Origin of the sequence: Bacteroides sp. 51, assembly GCF_010500965.1 — a bacterium.
Taxonomy (GTDB): Bacteria; Bacteroidota; Bacteroidia; order Bacteroidales; family Bacteroidaceae; genus Bacteroides.
In genome coordinates, this window is the sequence record NZ_QVMI01000002.1 from 163,102 (window position 1) to 180,482 (window position 17,381).

General features: G+C 40.5%; 10 protein-coding genes. 9 read left to right on the forward strand and 1 reads right to left on the reverse strand.

Annotation, left to right across the window (positions count from 1 at the left end; all coding sequences use genetic code 11):
• Positions 1-332 precede the first annotated feature (332 nt).
• From D0T87_RS02650 to D0T87_RS02690, 9 genes are all read left to right on the forward strand, one after another.
• Positions 333-3,377, forward strand: a complete 3,045-nt coding sequence (locus tag D0T87_RS02650; protein ID WP_163172574.1) for a TonB-dependent receptor — start codon at positions 333-335, stop codon at positions 3,375-3,377.
• A 13-nt stretch (positions 3,378-3,390) separates the two neighbouring features.
• On the forward strand, positions 3,391-5,025 hold the full coding sequence (locus tag D0T87_RS02655) for a RagB/SusD family nutrient uptake outer membrane protein (protein WP_163172576.1): 1,635 nt from the start codon (positions 3,391-3,393) through the stop codon (positions 5,023-5,025).
• A gap of 394 nt (positions 5,026-5,419) precedes the next feature.
• Positions 5,420-7,942, forward strand: a complete 2,523-nt coding sequence (locus tag D0T87_RS02660; RefSeq protein WP_163172578.1) for an alpha-L-arabinofuranosidase C-terminal domain-containing protein — start codon at positions 5,420-5,422, stop codon at positions 7,940-7,942.
• A gap of 86 nt (positions 7,943-8,028) precedes the next feature.
• Positions 8,029-8,268 carry a carbohydrate-binding protein gene (locus D0T87_RS02665; RefSeq protein ID WP_370526810.1) on the forward strand — a complete coding sequence of 80 codons (240 nt, stop codon included), beginning with the start codon at positions 8,029-8,031 and terminating at the stop codon, positions 8,266-8,268.
• A 206-nt stretch (positions 8,269-8,474) separates the two neighbouring features.
• On the forward strand, positions 8,475-10,850 hold the full coding sequence (locus D0T87_RS02670) for a beta-L-arabinofuranosidase domain-containing protein (protein ID WP_163172580.1): 2,376 nt from the start codon (positions 8,475-8,477) through the stop codon (positions 10,848-10,850).
• A 17-nt stretch (positions 10,851-10,867) separates the two neighbouring features.
• Positions 10,868-12,445 (forward strand): glycoside hydrolase family 43 protein, encoded by a 1,578-nt coding sequence (locus D0T87_RS02675; protein ID WP_203558592.1) that lies wholly within the window; start codon positions 10,868-10,870, stop codon positions 12,443-12,445.
• Positions 12,446-12,480: 35 nt separating this feature from the next.
• Complete coding sequence (locus D0T87_RS02680) at positions 12,481-13,839, forward strand: glycoside hydrolase family 43 protein (RefSeq protein WP_239063435.1); 1,359 nt, start codon at positions 12,481-12,483, stop codon at positions 13,837-13,839.
• Positions 13,840-13,954: 115 nt separating this feature from the next.
• Entirely contained in the window at positions 13,955-15,550 is a 1,596-nt protein-coding gene (locus D0T87_RS02685) for a glycoside hydrolase 43 family protein (RefSeq protein WP_163172582.1), read from the forward strand.
• Between the two features lie 149 nt (positions 15,551-15,699).
• Positions 15,700-15,972 carry an HU family DNA-binding protein gene (locus tag D0T87_RS02690; protein ID WP_163172584.1) on the forward strand — a complete coding sequence of 91 codons (273 nt, stop codon included), beginning with the start codon at positions 15,700-15,702 and terminating at the stop codon, positions 15,970-15,972.
• A gap of 107 nt (positions 15,973-16,079) precedes the next feature.
• Here D0T87_RS02690 and D0T87_RS02695 read toward each other — a convergent pair whose 3' ends face one another.
• Positions 16,080-17,285, reverse strand: a complete 1,206-nt coding sequence (locus D0T87_RS02695) for a site-specific integrase (protein WP_163172586.1) — start codon at positions 17,283-17,285, stop codon at positions 16,080-16,082.
• Positions 17,286-17,381: the final 96 nt, after the last annotated feature.

Consider the following 17,381-nt stretch of genomic DNA (forward strand, 5'->3'; position numbering starts at 1 on the left):
TTGTTGTTTCCTTAATTAGACAACTTTCTACTCATTTAGCTTTGAAGCCTTTCTGGAAAGGATGGAATATCTAATACCTAAAATCAAATATCTGAAATTTAAAGCCCATTTTTTCAAGTCCAACTATTTTTGCACCAGCCTTTAGTATAACAAATCAATTGTCAATCTTTAAAATGAATACTTATGAAAACAATTAGTGATGATAGCTGACTATTATTCTCTCCATTTTGCATATTATTTGCATGTCTGAACTCAATATTTGATTCTTCTATTGATATTGATACGATATGTTGTAAAAATAACAACCTGTTTAATCTTAAATAAGAAAGTGTATGAAAACAAGATTATTATTTCTAATCACTCTGTTTCTTAGTGCATCTATGACATGGGGACAAAGTAGAAGTATTAGTGGTAAAGTTGTATCGGCAACAGATGGTGAACCCATTATTGGTGCGTCTGTTCTAGTGAAGGGCACAACCAATGGTACTATTACCGATCTGGAGGGTACTTTTAAGCTCTCGGGAAGTCCAAATGAAATACTCGTTTTTTCATTTGTGGGTTATGTAACACAAGAAATTGCCATTGGCGGAAACACTACTTTTAGTGTGTTATTAAAAGAAGACACACAGATACTGGATGATATTGTTGTTATCGGTTATGGTACACAAAGGAAAGCAGACTTATCCTCGTCCATTACCGTACTCGACACAAAAGAGTTGGAAAAAGTTCCCGGTGGCTTGGCTGTAGGACTTCAAAGCTCGGTAGCCGGTGTACAAATGACTAATGGTAGAATCCGCGTTCGTGGTGTAGGTTCCATCAACAATACCGACCCGTTGTATGTAGTAGATGGTATGATTGGTGGTGTGGTGCCCGATGAAAGTAATATAGCCAGTATTCAGGTATTGAAGGATGCTGCTTCTTGTGCGATTTACGGTGCTCGTGGTGCGAATGGCGTAATCATGATAACAACTAAACGTGGTGCTACCGGTGATGTCAAGATTAGCTACGATGGTTATGCAGGCTGGAAAGGTATGTCGCATGATGTAGATATGCTCAATGGCCAGGAACTGGCTGAGCTGATTAATGAAGCGATGTATAATGAGAATCCTAATCGTACAGATTATCTGGCTGCATTGTCCGATCCCGCTGCTATTGGTGAAGGATATAATATGATGAATGAGTTGAAACGTACAGCTTTCTTTCAGAAACACAACCTTTCTGTAAGCGGAGGTTCCGATAAAGCTAATTTCCGAATTAATACGACCTATTCCACAGACCAACCCATCTTTATCCGCGAAGATTATAAAAACTATGGCATACAACTGATTTCGGATTTTACAAAGGGTAAGCTGAAATTGGGGGAAACCATTACCATCAATCGTAACCTGCACGATTGGAGCGATACCAAGATATTGGGTGCTCAGAAATGGTCGTCCACTTGTCCTATTTACGATGAAAACCATGTGACAGGTTTTGCCGGTGCCGGTAATGGTACGGATTGCGGTAATCCGTTGGCCGAATCTCACATGAACTGGAACAAAGGCGAAGGTACAACTATCAATGGTAATGTATGGGCAACGTATGAATTTATTCCGGGTTTGAAGTATAAGTTCAATATGGGTGTGGATATGTATCGCTATGTTGTTCAGAACTATATTGCCGACTATTCCATTGGATATGAGAACCATTCGCCAGACGAATATAAAATGTCCACCTCAAAGAGCAATCGCTTCTTGTATGAGAATACATTGTCTTACGACAAAATCTTCGGTAAACATAACTTAAGTGCTTTGATAGGTGTAACTTCAGAGGAAACTAAAGGTTTGGGGCATAATGGCGGAGCACGCGCTATGCCAAGTCCCGATATCCTTATATTGGGTTCTACTCAGGATAACTCTTCGAAAGTAGTAGGTTCTGATATCAGTCGTTCTTCCATGTTCTCTTTGTTGGGGCGTGTGAACTATAGTTACGACAGCAAGTATATGATGACATTCAATTTCCGTCGCGATGGCTCTTCTAACTTCAGTAAGAACAACCGTTATGGTAATTTTCCTTCTGTCTCTGCTGCATGGCGCATCAGCCAGGAGAAGTTTATGCAGGGATTTAGTTGGCTGAGCGATTTGAAATTGCGTGGTAGTTGGGGTATGTTGGGTAATTCCCTGATCGACCCTTATCAATATCAAAGTACAGTGAACTTCGACGGTATCTGGTATTATCTGAACGACAGTAAGGTGAGCGGCGCTTTGCCGACTACTCCTTCCAACCCCGATGTAAAATGGGAAACACAGTATTCTACCGACCTCGGTCTTGACTTAACGGTACTCAACAACCGGTTGACTTTTACAATGGACTATTATTATAAGAAGACAAAGGATATGTTGATTCAGGTTCCTATTTCTTTTACTGCCGGATATATGGGTAACTTCCCCACGCTAAATGCCGGTAGCATTGAGAACCAGGGCTTTGAATTCACTCTTACCTATCGCGATCAAATTGGGAATTGGGATTATTCCGTATCCGGAAATCTAACGACAGTCAAAAATAAGGTATTGGACTTAGGTAGTAACAATGCTATTTTTGCTGCCAACAGCGTGACCAAAACAGCAGTAGGAAAATCCATAGGTCAATTCTGGGGCTATGTGACCGATGGTTTGTATAAAACACAAGCGCAACTGGACGAAGATAAAGTTTTTGCTCCAAATGCACAGTTGGGCGACATTCGCTTCAAAAACCTGAATAATGACAACGAACTGTCTGATGCCGATAAAGATTATATTGGTAACCCTATTCCGAAGTTTACCTACGGGCTGAGCGCCGATGTAAGCTATAAAGCAGCATTTGGAACCATTGACTTCGCTATGATCTGGCAAGGTTCCCAAGGCAATGATATTTTCAACTACAGCCGTGTAGACAATGAAGGTATGCACCATTATTACAACAATACGAAAGAAGTGTTGAACCGTTATCGCGCAGAAGATATTATGTTTGTCAACCCGGTTTCCGGAGTTAGCACATTCTATCCTAAGAATACGGACACAAACATGCCTCGCGCCATTATCGGCGACCCGAATCAAAACCGTAAACTATCGGATCGTTATGTGGAAGATGGTTCTTATCTCCGCCTGAAGGCTCTGACGTTGGGTTATACATTCCCAAAACAATTGCTAAACAAGTTCTCTATCGAGCATCTGCGCATCTATGTAGGTGCCAAGAACCTGTTGACCCTTACTTCATACAAAGGTTATGACCCCGAAGTTGGCGATCAGGACAGATGGAGTGGCAAGAACCTCACAAGAGGTGTGGATGGTATGAGTCTTTGGGACCCGACCTTCCCGAATACACGTGAGTTTTATGTGGGTTTACAGTTAACTTTTTAAATATTAGAAGAATATGACACTAAGAAATATTTCACGCTTTAGCGTTGCACTTTCTGCTATAATTATGGTTAGCGGATGCATGCCTGATATGGACCTGGACAATCCGAAACAACTCTCGGATGATACTTACTATACCACCGAAGCACAGCTTGAGGCCGCAGTTATTCCCGCATACGAATCCTTGATCGGGCACAACCAGGGTGGATACGCGCGTGCGATGTATTATAACTTATTGGCTCCGGGAGACGATTTTGATAAAACATTCAAGTGGTCTAACTTGTATCAGGACACCTATACTACTCCGGCAAATGAAGGTTTGTTAAAAAGTGCATGGATGGACTTTTACAATGGTGTATTTGCTGCCAACCTGGCTATTCAGAAGATAACCAATTTTGAAGGAATAATTGACAGTGGTAAGAAAGACCGCTTGTTGGGCGAAGCCTATTTCCTTAGAGCATTGAATTATATGCATTTGGTACAGCTGTTCGGCGAAACCATTCCATACTGGGATGAGCCTATATCCGATGCATCGCTTTATTATCCCGGCAATTCGGAAAATGGACAGATTTATGCATTGATCATTTCAGATTTTTCGAAAGCGGCAGAGTTATTGCCCTTGAGAAGTGTACTCTATGCCGATGCAGCGAATAAAGGCCGCGCCACAAAGGGGGCTGCTCAAGCATATTTGGCTAAAGCCTATTTGTACCGCCCTATTTTGGAGCGTGGTCAGGCTGCCGAATTTGGCAAGGCGCAAATTGAACTGAAAAAGGTAATTGATAGCGGAGAATATCAATTAATGGACAATTTTCGTGAAAATTCTATGTGGGGAACCGTGCACGAGAATAATGCTGAATCTGTTTTCGAAATCCAAATGTTTAATGGTCCTGACTGGATGGGAGGCGACCGTTCGGATTCATGGAGATGGCAGGAGATCGGTGTACCCGACGGTACGGGAGGTTCCTGGTGGAATCTGGCACCTAACCAGCGGACCTTTGATGAATTTGAAGACGGTGACCCACGTAAGTTCATGACCATGTGGTGCCCGGGTGGTGCTTATTATACAGAGTTGACTGGAAATGTAGCCGACTGGGATTATATGATCAATAACTTGTCTTCGGACAAACATCTTTACGGAACCCGTAAGGAATGTCCCGACTATCAGATTTCCGATATAGACAATGAAATAAATACCCGTTTGGTACGTTATTCGGATGTACTATTGATGTATGCCGAATGTTTGAGCGAAGCAGGCAACGACAACAAAGTTATTACAGATCAGGAAGGGCCTAAGTATTACATTCAACAAGTACGCGATCGTGCCAATAAGATAGTTCCCTCGGAGCAACCCCACTTATGGTATCAGAATGCACCGGGCTATATTCCTAATGTAGATGAATTGCTAGCTAGCGGCAAGGTGATTAACGGTGTTGCAATGAATAGTATAAAGAATATCATTGTTCATGAGCGCTTTGTTGAACTCTGTGGTGAATATGTTCGTTATTTTGACTTGCTTCGCTGGGGAATGGCAGATGCCAAATGGCTCGATTCGATAAAAGCATTGGGGTGGAGCGAGAAGGCAATGTATTATCCTTTCCCAGAAGAGGAATTAAGTAATAACCCGAATTTGAAAGGTAATGCTATGAATTGATTGTTTTCAGGTTAGTTTTTATTTGTAGAAAAAGAGTCTCGAACTCTTTTTAAAGAAAAAGACCGAACTTCAACGTTACGGTCTTTTTCTTCTTTATTACCTCTCTCTGATATATTTAAAGGAAAGCAAAATATGGTAAAGTGATTTGAAATCAGTGCTTTCGCTAAGGTAATTGATAACTGTTTTATTGACGAAAACGAAATGAATAATAGAATATCTAATCTTTAAAATCTAATACCTGAAAATTGAAACACTAAATATATATCCGATAACTTTTGTTCTAATGCTTTTATAAATACTCAAAATCAAAAACGGAATATCTAATATATAAAACGGGAAAAGGTGTTGCGTCCTATTTTTGTTCAACAAATCTACAAAACCAATACCACATATAATGAAATATCGTCTTCTATATTCTATCGTCTTTGCTTTATTACTTTGTGCATGTGATAAGACAATAAGTCCGCAGGGCAAAATTATAATTGATTTACAGAAAATAGGTGCCGAAGTCGCTCCTTCCATGTATGGAATTTTTTTTGAAGAAATCAATCATGCCGGCGACGGCGGATTGTATGCGGAACTTGTTAAAAACCGTAGCTTTGAAGAACTTGAAATGCCGGAAGGATATTATACCGAAGGCAATACGCTTTATCCGAAGAAAGTTCATAATCATTTAACCGGCGAAATAAAATCGGAGCACTACCGGTGGACTACAGAAGTGGTTCCGGGATGGAGCCTGAAAACAAGAGAAGGTTCAGCTGCCGAAATGAAACTAACAAAAGAAAGACCTAAATACTCGTCTGCTCCGAATAACCTGAAAGTTACCATAAAGAATGCCTCTCATCCTGTTTGGCTTATAAACGAAGGATATTGGGGTATGAATCTGGTAGAAGGAGAGAATTATTTTCTGCGTACCATTATTCGTTCTGATGCTGATTATAAAGGACAGATTACCGCACATTTGCTATCGGAAGATGATAAAGTACTGACTTCAACCACCATACAAATGCCTCAAAGTAATTCATGGTACGATATTAGCCAACTTATTACCTCTTCGGCAACCGATGCAAAAGGAAAACTAGCTTTGGAATTTAACACAACAGGCACAGTCTATTTGGATTATATATCTCTTTTTCCTGAAAAGACGTTTAATAATCGGCCGAATGGTTTGCGAAACGATGTTGCTAATGCTTTGGTAGATTTGTTACCCGCTTTTGTACGCTGGCCGGGAGGTTGTGTAGTAGAGGGTATTACGCTCAATAATCGTTTTGAGTGGAAGAAAACGCTAGGTGACCCTGCGGCACGTTCCGGTGAATACAGCACTTGGGGATATCGCTGTTCGTATGGTTTTGGCTATTATGAAATGCTGCAATTTTGCGAAGATATCAATGCTGACGCTATGTATGTTTGTAATGTTGGCTTAGGGTGTCAGTTCTGTATGGGTGATGCCTCACCGGATAATCAGATTGCTTATTACTTGGACGATTGTATGGATGCTATAGAATACGCATTAGGAGATACGACTACCGAATGGGGAGCTAAACGTGTGGAACATGGACACCCTGACCCCTTCCCGCTAAAGTATGTAGAAATAGGGAATGAGAATTGGGGAGATGAGTACGATAAACGGTTTGATATCTTCTATGCTGCTATTAAAGAAAAATATCCCGAGTTGGTGTTGATCTCCAATCACGGTTTAGAAAGAACGGGTAAAATTGCGAAAACCGATATGGTAGACCCACATTGGTATGTGGCTCCTAACTTCTTTTTCCAGAATAGCACAATCTTTGATAATCATCCCCGTGGGAAGTATGATGTGTATGTAGGCGAATATGCTTGCAATAGTGGTGTGGGTGCCGGCAATATGCTAGCTGCACTTTCTGAAGCTGCTTTTATTACCGGCATGGAACGGAACGGAGATTTGGTAAAAATGACCTCTTATGCTCCGCTGTTGGAAAATAGAAACGATCGTAGTTGGGCTGTAAATTTGATTTGGCTAGATACGGATCAGGTTGTTGGCCGCAGTTCATATTATGTCCAGAAGATGGCAGCAGAGCACCGGCCTACGTACAATGTGGCAAGCAATATGACAATGAGTACACCACAGCCGATGGAATATATAAATGGAAAAGTAGGATTAGGATCCTGGGAAACACAGGTGGAGTTTAAAGATATATACGTAATAAAAGAAGATGGAGTGAAGCAGAAACTTACTATTTCCAGTTCGTCCGAGAATAGAGGAACTTGGGATATCAAAGATGAAGTGTTGAGTCAGACCTCTTCACAATCGGCAACCCAGTATATTATTGATGGCTTTAATAGTAATCAATTTACACTTACATGTAAAGCTCGTAGAACAAGTGGTAATGAAGGTTTCTTTATCTATATCGGATTAACAGAGGATGGAAACAAGGGCTTTGTCTATAATATTGCCGGATGGACCAACCAAACAACTGCGGTTGAACAAGTATCCGGAGGTAGAAATGCAGGTGTAGCAAGCGTAAGCGTGCCTCAAACCATTGAAACAGACAAATGGTATGAAATAAAACTTGTAGTAACGCCTCAAAAAAGTGAATTGTATATGGATGGCGAATATATATTGAGCCATGTACCTGAATCCACTCCACTGCAATTTATCTCGTCGGGGTATGATGAAGCAACCCATGAATTAATTCTCAAAGTTGTTAATGCAGAAGCTACACCTTATTCTACCACAATTAAGTTGGATGGCGTATCGCATGTAGAGAAAGAAGGCAAGGTAATATCTTTGTCCGCCACAAATGGCGAAGAAGAAAACTCGTTTGAAGAACCTCAAAAAATCTATCCGAAAGAAAGTGTTTATAATAAGTTTGGCAAGAACTTTAATTATGCGTTTCCGCCATTCTCATATACAATTTTACGCATAAAGACAAAGTAACCACTATAGAAATATATACAACTAAGAAATAATGTTTAATCTTTAAATTTAATACTAATGAAAGTGAATTATTGCGATGAATAAATGTGAGTGTCGCTTGTGAATACCCATTTAATGCTGATGGAACAATTAAACAGGTTATTCCTACAGTCGATCCGCAAGGCCAGGTGATTGGAACCATCGATGTAAATAATACGGGCGGTAAACAACAGTTGGTAGAAAAATCATGTCTGGTATCGAATGCGGTAGGCATTCGTGATTTGTATTTGGTTTTTAGAGGACAGGGCGATAACCTGTTAACACTCTCTTCGTGGCAGTTTGCCTAGATGAATAATTATACAACTACTGCCAACTATCAGTAAGGGTCATGAAATTACAAACGTAATGGAATATATCACAAGGCTTACGCTTCCTGTTGCTCGGAAGGTATGGGGTATGCTATGAGCGATAAACCATTTTGGGCTAATGTAGCCTCTACCTCTTACGAGCTATTCCAGTTCTATTATTGATCATTCAAATAAAAAAGAAAAAAATGAGAATATTAATTATTATACTACTAAATCTATTGTTGATCGGGTGTACTACGCATTCGGAAGAACCTTTATATTCAAACACATTCTCTTTAAGTGATGTGAAGCTATTGGATGGCCCCCTTAAGCATGCCACCGACCTGAATACCCACGTATTGCTTCAATACGAAACAGACCGCTTGCTAGCCCCGTTTTTGAAAGAGGCCGGACTGAAACCCAAAGGTGAGAGTTTCCCCAATTGGGTAGACCTGGACGGGCATGTTGGAGGACATTATCTTTCGGCATTAGCCATTCATTATGCGGCTACGGGCAACAAAGAATGCAAACAGCGTATGGAATATTTTATTTCAGAACTGAAACGTTGTCAGCAAGCACATGGAAATGGTTATGTTGGTGGAGTACCGCACGGCGAAAAGATCTGGACGGAAATCAAGAATGGCCATCCGCAAATAGTTTGGGATTATTGGGTTCCCTGGTACAATTTGCATAAAACGTATGCTGGCTTAAGAGATGCATGGGCATACGGAGGCAACAAGGAAGCCAAACAAATGTTTATTGATTTGTGCGACTGGGGCCTGACCGTCATCGAACCATTAGATGATAACCAGATGGAAGCCATGCTTGCCAATGAATTTGGCGGAATGAATGAAGTATATGCCGATGCTTACCAAATGACAGGACAGATTAAATATTTGAATGCTGCCAAACGTTTCTCGCATAAAGAAATATCTGATAGTATGGCAGCGAGAACAGATAATTTGGACAATAAGCACGCCAACACACAAGTTCCCAAGGCAGTAGGTTATCAACGTGTAGCAGAATTGAGTGGAGATGCCAACTATATAACCGCTTCGAAATTTTTCTGGGAAACAGTTGCGAACAATCGCTCTTTATCATTTGGTGGGAATAGCCGTAGAGAACACTTCCCTACAAAAGCAGATTGCAGTAGCTATACGGAAGAAAAAGAAGGTCCGGAAACATGTAACACCAATAATATGTTGAAGTTGACCGAAGGACTTTTCAGGATGAACCCCGATGCTAAATATATTGATTTTTACGAAAGAGCCATGTTTAATCATATCCTTTCCTCCCAGCATCCGGAACATGGAGGCTATGTTTATTTTACCTCTGCGCGTCCTCGCCACTACCGAGTGTATTCAGCTCCGAATGAAGCCATGTGGTGTTGCGTAGGAACGGGTATGGAGAATCATGGAAAATATGGGGAACTTATTTATAGCCACAGCGGCGATTCCTTGTTCGTCAATCTCTTTGTCGCGTCCGAACTCACATGGAAAGATAAAGGAGTAGTGTTAACACAGCATACAGCATTCCCCGACGAAGAAGGAAGCACATTGACCGTCAAAGTAGACTCTCCTGTTAAGTTCAAACTACTGGTTCGCTTTCCATGGTGGGTATCGTCTGATATGCAAGTGATTTGTAACGGTGAAAACTACGCTACGGGGTCATCGCCTTCGTCTTATGTTGAAATCGAAAGGACATGGAATAATGGCGATGTGGTTACAATTAAAACCCCAATGAAAAATACGATAGAGGAAATGCCGAATGTTCCGACTTATATCTCTGTGCTTCGTGGACCAATCCTGCTCGCAGCTAAAACGGGAACGGAAGATCTTCGCGGATTAGTTGCAGGAGATGACCGTTGGGCGCATATCGCTTCCGGAAAACTTCTACCAATAACAGAAGCTCCTTTTAGCATAGGTAGCAGAGAAGAGATTCAGGCTAAGTTGGATAATATGAAACCTGTTGAAGGTAAATCATTTGCTTTTACCATCCCCGGCTTATTTAATCAACGGGCGTACGATAATATGGTATTCGAGCCTTTCTTCCGTGTTCACGACAGTCGTTATTTGATGTATTGGATGTCGATGACTGAACAGGAATACAAGGAGTATAGCAAAAAAATGGCACTGATAGAACGAGAGAAAATGATATTGGATGAACGTACAGTGGATATGGTTACTCCCGGCGAACAACAGCCTGAAGTAGACCACCAGATGAAAAGTCTTCATTCAAATTCAGGACATGCTTTTGAAGAGGGTTTTAGAGAAGCGCATGGCAACGATGGTTATTTCAGCTATAATCTACTTACCAAAGGACAGAATGATTTATCACTTATGCTTCGCTATTGGGGAAATGAAAGCGGGAACAGGACATTCGATATCCTGATTGATGAGCAGCTACTAGTCACCGAGAACATATCAGGTAAATGGAAAGTGGATGATTTTGTAAATGTAGAGTATAAGATTCCTTCTGGTCTATTAAAAGGAAAGACATCTATTACAGTGACCTTTAAGAGTAAAGATGATAATGTTGCAGGCGGAATCTTTAAAGTTCGACTTGTGAAAACAAAACCATAATTATTAAAACCATACGTATGAAAACCTATTCAAAAATACTCTTAAGTCTTTTCCTTTTATCGTTCTCTGTTGTTGGTATGGGGCAAGGGTTTACTAACCCTATACTTCCAGGTTTTTACCCCGACCCCAGTGTTTGCAGAGTAGGCGATGATTATTATATTGTAAACAGTAGTTTTCAATATTTCCCTTCTGTCCCTATACATCATAGTAAAGACCTTATTAATTGGGAGAACATAGGCTATGTATTGGATCGGCCATCGCAAGTGAAACTTGAGAAAATTGGTTTTTGGAATGGCATTTACGCACCATCTATTCGTTATCACGATGGGCTGTTTTATATGGTTACAACCAACACCTCAGACAAAGGAAATCTCTATGTATATACCGATAATCCGGCTGGAGATTGGTCCGATCCTGTATGGGTGGATATGGGCGGTATAGATCCGGATATCTTTTTTGATGAAGACGGAAAGACCTATTTCATAACAGCAATGGGAGGCATTCATATTTGTGAAGTAGATATCAGTACAGGACAGCGCCTTACCGAAACTCAAAAAATATGGGATGGAACAGGTGCACGCCATACCGAAGCCCCTCATATTTATAAAAAAGACGGATATTACTACTTATTGGTAGCCGAAGGCGGTACAGAGTATGGACACAAAGCCACTATCGCACGTAGTCGTTCGATAACCGGACCGTATGATTCGAACCCTGCTAATCCGATACTTACTCACATCAACCAGAATGGTGCTTTCAATCCTATACAGGGTGTGGGACATGCAGATTTCATTCAGGCACATGACGGTTCGTGGTGGACGGTCTTTCTTGGCTTCCGACCACAGTCGCATACGCATCATCTGTTAGGTCGTGAAACATTCCTGGCACCTGTTAGATGGGACAATGATGCATGGCCCGTTGTGAATGACAATGGAACAGTAGCATTATCTATGACTTGTACTACGCTGCCGCAAGTGAAAACTCTGCAAAAACCAGCTAAAGATGATTTCAACGAATCTGCATTAGGATACGAATGGAACTATTTATGTAATCCAAACTGCGATAACTATTCACTTACGGCAAAGAAAGGTACACTTCGGCTGAAAGCTTCTACGGTTAGAATAGATGAAACAGATTCACCCACATTTGTAGGTCGCAGACAGCAACACATTAACTTCCGGGCAACAACAGCATTAGATTTTAGTAATCTGAAAGAAAACTCGGAAGCAGGGCTAACTACCTATATGGCTTCTAATTACCGTTATGATTTATCAGTTAAGCAAACGGATGATAAGACTGTTCTTTCTTTATCCTACTATATAGGTTCATTGAGGCATATAGAAAAAGAGATTATATTGTCAGGTAAACGAGTATACCTACGTGTTGATGGGCGTAACGATATGTACAGTTATTCCTATTCAACGGATAATAAAACTTTTCAAAAGTTGGGCGATATAGATACACGCTTCATCAGTACCGAAACCGCAGGAGGATTTACCGGAGTTTATATCGGACTTTTTGCACAGTCAGAAACGTTAAATAACTCTTTTGCCGATTTTGATTGGTTTGAGTATATACCTGTATTTGAAAACTAAATTTGTATATTATTAATCCTTTAAATAATCAAGAAATGAAACTCGTGAAAAAAGTATTCTGCCTCTTACTGTTTTGTTGCACAACGATGGTAATGGCTCAAAACCCAATTATACAAACCAAGCATACCGCCGACCCGGCACCAATGGTATATAACGATAAAGTGTACCTCTATACCAGTCATGACGAAGACAACTCTACATGGTTTACCATGAACGAGTGGTTACTCTATACATCTACTGATATGATAAACTGGACAGAACACCCTTCACCATTGTCTTATAAAACCTTCACTTGGGCAGCAAGCGATGCCTGGGCTGCTCAATGCATTGAACGCAATGGGAAGTTCTATATGTATGTACCGGTTACCTCAAAAGAAAACAACAGGCCGGCAGTAGGTGTAGCCGTAGCAGATACCCCTTACGGCCCTTTTTACGATCCTTTGGGAAAAGCACTTGTTCAAACCGATTGGGGAGATATTGACCCTACGGTATTTATCGACAATGACGGACAAGCCTATTTATATTGGGGAAACCCCAATTGTTTTTATGTTAAACTGAATGAAGATATGATTTCTTACAGCGGCGAAATCGTTCGTTTGCCTATGACCGAAGAAGCCTTTGGTAAACGTGAAGGTGACCCGAAACGTGCTACTTCCTATGAAGAAGCTCCCTGGCTATATAAGCGCAATGATTTATACTATCTGTTTTGGGCTGGCGGGCCACTGCCAGAACATTTAGGCTATTCTACCAGCGATAAACCTACAGGCCCATGGAAAAACAAGGGTATGTTCATGCCTGCCGAAGGAGCTAGCTTTACAAATCATCCCGGAATCATTGATTTCAGAGGAAAGACGTACCTCTTCTATCATGATGGTGCATTGCCTGGTGGCAGTGGTTTTACCCGTTCGGTTTGCGTGCAGGAAATAAAGTTCAATGTCGATGGTTCGATCCCACAACTTAAAACGGATAAAGAAGGGATTATAAGAGGAACAGAGACACTGAACCCTTATGCTAAGGTCGAGGCAGAAACAATGGCCTGGTCGGAAGGCATTAAATCATCGTACAGCAAAGAAGTAGGCGTATTTATTAAAGCTACCCGCAACGACAGTTATACACGGGTGAGAGATGTTGATTTCCGGAAAACCGGCACGTCCAAGTTTCTGGCAAGAGTTGGAACCATACATAATAACGTAACCATGGAAGTTCGTCTTGGTAGTAAAGAGGGGAAATTAATTACCACTCTTAAAGTACCACGTACTGGTGGTAGTGATAGATGGCAGTTGGTATCGACCGATATAGATAAGATTACCGGCGTTCATGATCTGTATTTTGTTTTCAAAGGAAATGGAATCGGCGAACTTTTATATTTTGATTATTGGAAGTTCTTAGAATAATTTTACAGGTATTTTTATTAGGTTAGTTGATGCATGTCGAACGATTCAGAAAGAAGAGTCGTTCGGCATTAATGACAGTGGTATTAAAAAAAGTAAACCAATAAAACAAACAATTATGTCAATAACAAACAAGAAAAGCATTTTGCTGTGTCTTTACCTCGCATTGTTCTTCCCCTTATTAGTAGAAGCACAATATCGCAACCCCATTCTTTATGCCGATGTACCCGATATGTCGGTATGTCGCGCCGGCGATCATTACTATATGATATCCACCACGATGCACCTTATGCCGGGAGCACCAATCATGCGTTCAAAAGATATGAAACATTGGGAAACTGTGAGTTATGTATTTCCCCGCATAGACGATGGCCCCAGATACGATTTACTCGATGGCACAGCCTACGGCCAAGGCCAATGGGCATCGTCTATTCGCTACCACAACAATCAGTTTTATGTATGGTTCAGTGCTAACGGAGCTCCCGGCCGAGGGTTTGTTTATACAGCCCAAAAAGCGGAAGGGCCTTGGACACTACACACACGTCCTCCACACTTCCACGATGGCTCCCTCTTTTTCGATGATGATGGACGTGTATATATGTTTCATGGCACAGGACATCTCACGGAATTAAAACCCGACCTGACAGATATACTTCCTGGTGGTATTGATCAACAAATTTTTGAACGTGACGCTGACGAGCAAGCTCTTTTGGAAGGTAGTTCTGTAATCAAACACAATGGCAAGTATTACTTATTAATGATTTCGATGGACTGGAGTATACCCGGTCGCCTGCGTCGCGAAGTATGCTATCGTGCCGACAATATTACGGGACCTTACGAGAAACGCGTAATTCTGGAAACCGAGTTTGAAGGTTATGGCGGTGTAGGGCAGGGATGCATTGTGGATAGTAAGGATGGCGAATGGTATGGACTAATCTTTCAAGATCGTGGCGGAGTAGGACGTGTGCCGTGTCTTATGCCCTGTACATGGACGGCAGATGGATGGCCTATGCTGGGTGATAAGGATGGAAAAATCCCGAACGATACCACTCAGTCATATATGCCGATGGATGGCATTTGTGGTTCGGACGATTTCGCCGCTTCCCGTCTTTCTCTTTATTGGCAATGGAATCACAACCCGATAGATCGGGCATGGAGTCTTACCGAACGCCCGGGATTTTTACGTTTGAAAACCGCTCGTATTGTCGACAATCTGTTTCTTGCCCCCAATACACTGACTCAGCGTATGGTTGGACCCCAATGTAGTGGTACCGTAAGCCTGTCACTAAGCGGTATGAAAGATGGTGATCGTGCCGGACTATCCGCTTTCAATGGCGACAGCGGGGTACTTACCGTTGAAAAGAACGGAAAGAAACTATATCTTGTGATGAGTGAACAGAAAAGCATATTCGAAGAATCCAAACATGCTATTAGTAGCGTAGAGATTACTGAGCAAGCCCGCATACCTATTAATAGTAAGGTTATTTATTTGCGCATAGAAGGCGATTTCACTCCGGGACAAGATTATGCCCGCTTCTTTTATAGCCTTGATGGAAATGAATGGATGCCTATTGGTTTACCTGTTAAAATGGTGTTTGATTACACACGCATGTTTATGGGCAGTAAATTTGCGATATTTAATTATGCTACACGGTCCACAGGTGGCTATGTAGACGTGGATTATTTTGATTATATCACAGCTTCTAAAAATTGATTAACTGATGCAGGTATATTATTTATAAGTGGCAAGTTGCTTAAAAAGCACCAATGTGATGTTGTTTGAATGAGTAATATGAAACTATATTGAATATATGAATCTCAATATGACATTAGGAGAAATCTGAATAAAACTTCATTAATAGTATGAACAGGGTAATATTAATAAAATCAGTATCAGAGAAAACTCAAATACCACAAGCCAAAGTGGAAGCTTGTTTAAATGCAATATTGGAATCTGTAAATGAAGCCTTGAACAAAGGAGATAAAGTTACCTTAAACAGGTTTGGCACTTTTTACGTGAAGGATTATCCGGAGAGGAAAGTAATGATGCCTAAGACAAAGGAACTGACCTTGATAAAAGCTAAAAGTGTTGCTAAATTTAAACCTACAACGGGTTTTATTAAACAAAAGAAATGAAGAAATATGGTAAAGGTTTGATAGGTAATTATTGATTGTAGATTAGAGGATAATAAGAAAGGTTGTCCACTCAAATAGAGGTAGGCAACCTTTTCACATTTTAAGGGCTACCCCTGACTCAACTGTGTATTTACCATATTCATATCCTTTAATATCGAATGGTCAAGTACTTTCGCATAATGTTGTGTCATGCTTATGTCGCTATGGCCTAACATTTTCTGTACATTTTCCATTGAAACCTTATTGGCCAGGGTAATTGAAGTGGCAAATGTATGGCGGCCAATGTGTGTCGTGAGCCGCTTTTTAATGCCACATATCGTAGCTATTTCCTTCAAATAGGCATTGAAATGTTGATTGGAAATAACCGGCAAAAGAGTGCCTTTTTGAATGCACAGCGGATTATTCTTGTATTTTTCAAGCAACTGCAGTGGAACATCCAACAATGGAACATCAAAACGTATTCCCGTCTTTTGCCGCTTATTCCTAATCCATAAATTACCTGCATTGTCTTTTGTTATATGCTCTTCTTTCAGGTTTGCCACATCAATGAATGCAAGGCCGGTATAGCAGCAAAAAATGAACACATCTCTAACTTGTGCCAAGCGTTCAACTTCAATCTTTTTATTTCTGATTGTATTGACTTCTTCTATTGTCAAAAATTCAATATCAACATCAACTTCCGATAGTTTTCGGCCTGTAAATGGATTCTTCTTTAACCAACCATTCTCAATAGCGTGATTACATATCTTCTTCACATACTTCAGATATTTGTTGGTAGTATTGTGCTCACACTTCTTCTTTGTTCTCAGAAATATCTCAAAATCATCAATAAGTGATGGCGTTAATTCAGATATTGGAAAGTCCTCTTTTTTATATTTAGGAATGTACATCTCTTTGAAATATTCTAAACAACGAACATATCGTTTCCATGTTGTGGAGGTAATAGTGATTCCTGCAAATTTCTCATATCGTTCATTGTTTTCCTTGAACAACTCAAAGAACATTTTAGGAGATTCAACCAATTGCTCTCTGATTGATTGGATGTTGTAATATTTACTATCGTCTTCCAGTTCTCTTTGGATTTTGTAAATTCTAGCCCGTAAGGACAGGATGTACATATTAATTTCCGACGACTCTTTATCTTGTCCAATGGCTATCTCTTTATCTTGATTCCATAGAACCGGATCAATTTTTCGTTGAATTGAAAACTCTGTTCTTTCTCCATTTAATGCAACTCGCATTATAATTGGTGATTTGCCATCTTTGTTTATTCTTCTTCTTTTTAAGAAGAATAGAATTCCTAATCTTTGCATTTTAATTTTAAATTTGAGGGTTAAAATGGCTAAATTACTCTATTGTGATAACTATATTGTATCAAGAAAGTAATATTCTAAAATGACAGTTATAGT